2 protein-coding genes are annotated in these 6,678 nt (G+C 38.8%); one reads left to right on the top strand and one right to left on the bottom strand.

All coding sequences use genetic code 11. The features are described 5' to 3' along the window. A partial coding sequence (locus PCY17_RS11800; RefSeq protein WP_301395700.1) for an FctA domain-containing protein occupies window positions 1–6,295 on the bottom strand: 6,295 nt, incomplete at its 3' end. 298 nt (window positions 6,296–6,593) lie between these two features. On the opposite strand from PCY17_RS11800, the gene PCY17_RS11795 reads away from it, so the two are divergent. Further along, a partial coding sequence (locus PCY17_RS11795; protein WP_301393612.1) for an IS630 transposase-related protein occupies window positions 6,594–6,678 on the top strand: 85 nt, incomplete at its 3' end.

The raw sequence follows: 6,678 nt of genomic DNA, 5'->3' as shown, positions 1-6,678 counted from the left end.
CGCCACGTTTCACAGTCTTGGTGTTCAAGTTTTGAGCTTCGTTGTTTGATGCATCGTCCGCATATGGGTTCGCATTGGTATCTGCGTACTTGTCTGCCAACTCTTTATCATCATCAACGAGCTTGTCACCAGTGATATCGAATTTCTCTTCAGAAACAACGTATTTCTCTGGTTGGAACTTAGGTTCTTCTGGAGGAGTTACGACGTTGTTAAATTCTTTATCCGCAATGTCGCCTACAGTTGCGATAAGAACTTTAGCTGTTCCATCGTGTTTCACTGTAACTGTTACATTCGCTTTCATAGTATCGTATGTAACGGTTGCGTCTGTTCCAGCTACTTCTTCAACAGTGTAGTTGTGTACGCCTTCTTGACCTTTCTTGAATTCAAGAGCTTTGAACTTAACGTTACCAGCCGCATCGTTGCTTACAGTTTCAAGAGTCTTACCTTCTGAATCTTTAAGAACGAAGCTGAATTCGTTTTCTTTAAGCTCACGGCCTTCCAAGCGTTTAGTGAAGTTGAATTCCACTTCAACTGGAACGTTGTTTACACGTTTTTCAGTTGGTTTTTCAGGTTTTTCAACTTTCTTAGTAGTTGGGTTGTAGTAGTTGACTACTTGAGCCGCAGTATTTTCAATATCTACACCACCAGGTACATCAGCTTTCACTGTTGTTGGGATGTCGAACTTGTAGTAACGTCCGAATGCGAACTTAGTTGTATCGATGATTTGAGTATCTTCTGCGTCTCCAAGTGACTTAGTAAAGCCAGATTTAAGAGTTGCAGTGATCACACCGTTGTTCACAGTGATATCGAATTTATCTGTTACTTCTGCGCCTGTTACTGAATCGTAAGCTTTGATCTTAGTAGAATCAAGTTCCAATTTAGCTTCATCGTAGTCATCTGAGATTCCTACTGATTGGATGTTGTCCTTGTTAGCTGCGTCAAATTTAGTTGTATCCAACCATACTTGGTAAACCAACTTGTCGCCACGTTTCACAGTCTTGGTGTTCAAGTTTTGAGCTTCGTTGTTTGATGCATCGTCCGCATATGGGTTCGCATTGGTATCTGCGTACTTGTCTGCCAACTCTTTATCATCATCAACGAGCTTGTCGCCTGTGATATCGAATTTCTCTTCAGAAACAACGTATTTCTCTGGTTGGAACTTAGGTTCTTCTGGAGGAGTTACGACGTTGTTAAACTCTTTATCAGCTGGTTCAGTTACGTTAGCAACCAATGCTTTAGCTGTACCGTCATGAGATACTGTTACAGTTACTTCTGCCTTCATAGTATCGTAAGTGACAGTTGCGTCTGTACCTTTCACCTCTGTTACAGAGTAAGTGTAAGTACCTTCTTGACCCTTCTTGTATTTAAGGGCAGTGACTTTTTCACCAGCTTTATTTGTGTACTCTACCGGAGAGAATTTAATCTTACCATCTGCATCGTTGGTTGCAGTCGCAATCACAATATTGTCGCTGTCTTTCAACTCGAATGTAAATTCGCCAGCTTTAAGCTCACGACCTTCCAAACGTTTTGTGAAGTTGAATTCTGCAGTGATTGGTACAGAGTTTACACGTTTTTGAGTTGGTTTTTCTGGTTTTTCAACAGATTTGCTTACTGGGTTATAAACATGAACGATTTGGTTGGCTTTATTTTCAATATCCACTCCACCCGCAACGTCATCTTTAACAGTTGCTGGGATATCAAATTTATAGTAGCGACCAAATGCAAATTTAGTTGTATCGATAACTTGTGTATTATCAACATCACCTAGTGATTTGTTTACAGAAGTCTTAGATGTTGCTGTAATGACACCATTTTCAACCTTAATGTCAAACTTGTCTGTTACGTCATCCCCAGTTTCACTGTCATATGCTTTAATATCAGCAGCGTTAACAGTTAATTTATCTGCATCGTAAGTATCAGAGATACCAACAGATTGGATGTTGTTTTTGTCAGTGAAGTTCTTAGTATCCAACCATACTTGGTAAACTAATTTATCACCACGTTCAACAGTCTTAGTATTGATGTTTTCTGCTTCGTTGTTTGAAGTTCCATCTGCGTATGGGTTAGCATTTGTAGCAGTGTACTCGTCAGTCAATTCATCATCATCGTCTACAAGTTTTGTTCCTGTAATGTCAAATTTCTCTTTATTAAGAACAAATTTCTCTGGTTGGAATTGAGGTGCTTCTGGTGGAGTAACCTTGTTGTTAAATTCTTTATCAGCAGTTCCATCAGTTGATGCACCCTCAGCATCCACACCGCCAGTTGATGTTACATTCGTTACAGTAGTTAAGGCATGACCTTTCTTAGACACTTCAACTGTAATGGTTGCTTTCATTGTGTCATAAGTCATTCCAAGCTCTTTTGAAGCTGGGATTACTTCTTCAACAGTATAGGTATGTGTACCAACTTTAGTATTGTCAAATGACAACTCAGTGAAAGTAACTGTTCCATCTTCTTTATTAGTAACAGTTTCAATTTCTTTACCAGTTGAATCTTTCAATACGAAGCTAAATTCACCTGCTTGAAGTGCACGACCTGCAAGTTTCTTCGTAAAGTCGAACTTAGTAACTACTGGTGCCACTACATAGTTGTTGAATTCTGAATCTTCTGGCATGCTCACTTTTGCGGACAAGAGACCAGTTGTAGCATCCTTAGTAACAGTTACTGTTACTACCGCATTCATTGAATCATAGTCAATGTTTGTGTCAGCTCCAGCTACTTCACGTACTGTGTAAGTATGCGTACCTTCTTGAGCATAAGGGATTGCATCAAATTGGATAGTTCCGTCAGCCGCATTCTTCTTAGTTTGGATGACATTACCATTTTCAAGTAATTCAAATGTGAAGGCATCTTTTGTAAGCTCTTTACCTTCAAGTTTCTTAGTAAACTTGAATTGAGCTTGTGCTGCAGCAGGTGTGAAGGTATTGTTAAATTCTTTATCTGCTGGAAGTGCTGCTACAGCAGTAAGAGCATGACCTGATTTGGTAACTGTAACTGTCACGTTAGCCTTCATGGTGTCATAAGTCATACCAGCTTCTTTTGTTTCAGGGATAACTTCTTCTACAGTGTAATTGTGATCACCAACTTGAGCATTTGTAAATGTTAAAGCATCAAACTTAACTTTACCATCAACATCATTTTGCTTGGTTTGAAGAACAGTTCCTTCAGAATCTTTCAAGACAAAACTGAATTCGCCAGCTTTAAGTTTACGGCCTGCAAGAGCTTTGCTGAAGTCAAATTGAGCTGTTACTGGTGCCACTACATGGTTGTTAAAGACTTTATCATCTTCACCAGTTGCTTCACCACCTGTTGAGGTCATTTCAGTCTTAGCTGACAAAAGACCTGTAGTTGCATCTTTTGTAACAGTGACTTTCACTGCGATAGTCATTGCATCGTAGTCTACATCGGCTTTATTGCCCTTCACTTCCTTAACAGTATAGTTGTATTCACCTGCTTGGTCAAATGACAATTCACTGAAGCTAATCTTACCGTTAGCCTTGTTAGTGACTGTTTCACTAACATTGTTGGCACCAGTCAAGGTAAAGCTGAAGTCTCCAGCATTCAAGGCTCCATTTGAGAGTGATTTATCAAACTCAAGGTTTACTTTAACAGGAGATGGTGTGAAGGTATTGTTGAACTCTGTATCTGCAGGAAGTGTATTTGTTGCTTTAAGAACGTGACCTTCTTTAGTAACAGTGATCGTTACTTCAGCTTTCATTGGGTCATAAGTCATTCCTGATTCAGAACCTTGAACTTCTTCTACAATATACTTGTGGGTTCCAACTTGTGTCTTGTCAAATGTCAAGTCATCAAAGGCTACAACACCTTCTTTAGTATTTGTCTTAGTTTGAAGAACCTTACCTGTTGAATCTTTAAGAACAAAGCTAAACTCGCCAGCTTTCAACTCACGACCTGCTAGAGCCTTGCTAAAGTCAAACTTAGTCTTAACTGGAGCTACAACATAGTTGTTGAAGACCTTGTCATTCTCACCCTCAGCATGACCACCTGTTGATGTATAAACTGCTTCAACTTCTAGTTTATCCTGAGCATTTTGAGTAACGGTAACTGTGAGAGTAACCTCCATACCATCATAGTCAACGTCCTTATCCGAACCAGCAACTTCCGTAATCTTATAAGTATAGGTACCTGGTTTTTCGAATGTTAGTTGGCTAAAGGTTGCCTTACCATTTTTGTTGGTAACTGTTTCTTGATGTGTGCCACCTTCTTGTTTAAGGGTAAAGCTAAAATCACCATCATTTAAAGTACGTCCTTCAAGAACTTTACTTACTTCAGGAGTGTAGGTTACTGGATCTACTTTTTCATAGTAGAAAACTGTTTCCGTATATGGCGTCAATCCATTAAGCAAGTCAACGTTGGTACCAATACCGTTATTTCCCCTTACTAATTGTTCGTTTGGAGAAAGGTGTCCAATATTATCTCCAAGGAAAGGAACAAAGACTGTTTTCTTAGGTGTGTATCCTGCAGCTCTTTGGAAGTCAAATGCAGTTTCCTTACCGTTTGGATAGTTTACTCCATTTTTATCAGTAAAAGGAATCGTGTACAGAGGTGTCTTCTTAACAACTAAATCTTCTGTGTTTACCTTTCCAGGTTTTATAGGCTTGGTTTCTGCAAGGAGCATATAGCCATCTGTACTTAAGGAACCGTCAGAACGCTTGCTTTGTTGCTTTGGATCAAGAAGATAGACACGAACGACAACTGAACCATCTTCTCCGACGATTTCTTTGATACGCTTGATACCCGCACGCTCCGCATCCATGAATTTAGTCCCAACAACATATGGACGAGAAACATAACCCGTCATACTATCAGCAGGAGCTTCTTGATAGAGTTTGTAACCTGCAAACTGACGTTTCCCTGAAGCAGTGAAGTTTTGACCTTCTGTAGCTGTCAATGTATACTTAGCTAATTCAACTTCATTACCATTCGCCTCATAATCTTGAACAGTTGTATCTGTTTTACTAGCATTATAGGTAGGATTAGCTTTGTCAACTACTTTATAGTGAGTGATTTTGGTAACAACTCGTGGAATTTTGAAGTTACTATCCGTAATCGTGCGTCCATTATAGGTAGGCTCTACTACGTTCATAACATCAGTAGTTGTACGAGCATTATAAACAGCTGTCAAAAGTGCTTGTTCTGTCGGTGTAAGTTCATGATCTGGATTTACTAGCGATGCAATTCTATCAGCCACCTTATAACCTGTTTGTAGAAAAGGCTGAACTGTTTTATCTGCTGCTGTAGAAGTCTGATAGTCAACTTGGAAGGTCAACTCAGAGTTTGACTTAGCTGTTGTTGTAGAGAACTGCTGAACACCACTTGTTGCAGTGATTGTCTTTGTTTCTACAATATCACCTGTATTCTTATCGATTAGTTCAACGACAGAATCAGTTGAGTCACTAAAGTTCTTATAGATACGAACGTAGTAGTTGGTATTGTAACGTTTATTAAATCTTGTAAGATCTAAGATACTAAATGTATAGTAATCTCCAGCTTTTCTTTCATAACCAGCAGGTACATCCTGGGACTTAACTGTTGCACCAACAGGATCTGACATATCTGGATCTGCTGTTTCACCATCTTTAAGTGTAGTTGTAGTTGCTATTGCTTCTGTGTTATGGTCAGTTGCAGCACGACGATTACGGCGACGACCACCATTTGTAGCTAAAGCACCGGCATTTACAGTATTCTCAGCTGCCAAAGCTAGTGTTTCTGTATCTACTAGTGATTTTGCTTCAACATTAGTTGCACTAGCATTTGTATCAAGGCTAGATGCCTCGGTTACAGCTGAAAGTTCTGCTTTAGACTCTGATTTTTCTTCAGTTTTATTTTCAGACTTTTCTGTTGCCTTAGGCTTAGCTACTACAGTTTCTACTGTTTTTGAATCAGTTGCTGATGGTTTAGAAGACTCTGATTTTGCCTCCGAACTAAGAGATGTTTTTTCCTCAGTTTTTTCAGCTTTTGTTTCTTCTGATTTTACTTCAGTTGGTTCTGATTTTACTTCTTCAGGCTTAGCTTCAGATGTTAAAGTTTCTTGCTTACCTTCTGAAGTTTCAGAAACAGCCGAATTTGCTACATCCGTGGATGCCTCTGTCAACTTTTCCTTTTCGACTTGTTCAGTATTCCCAGCAGAAGCTGCTGTTTGTGCTACAATCTCAGCAGCATTTACCGCACCACCATTAGCCATCATGAAGCTAAGGGTCGTTCCTAAAAAAACTGATGCGACCCCAACTTTATATTTTCTTAAAGAAAATCGTTGTTGCTCTCTTCTTATCATGTGATAAGTTCTCCTTTTTTAAACATTTTAACTAATAATATGTAAGTTTGTTGACTTTTTCCAGAAAAAAAATGGACTTCCCCACATTACTAGTAACGCTACCAGTATACCATACTAAAGGATTTATAGCAAGAATAACGATGCTCTAAAACTCTATCCCCAAAATGTATAATATGCATTTTAGAAGAATATTTAATAACGAAAGACTTTTAATATATACATATAAATTTCTGTTCGAATTCCTACTTAGTGTTCAATATAGTTACTTAGTTTATAAAATACATGTTATAATAAAGCTATGGCATATAGTACAGATTTTAAACAACGAGCATTAAATTACATCAAAGAGGGACACAGCCATGTCGAGGCATCCAAAGTTTTTG

It is taken from the genome of Streptococcus sp. SO2 (genome assembly GCF_030440025.1).
Note: the sequence above shows the minus strand (reverse complement) of the source record. Positions and strands in the feature narration are given on the sequence as shown.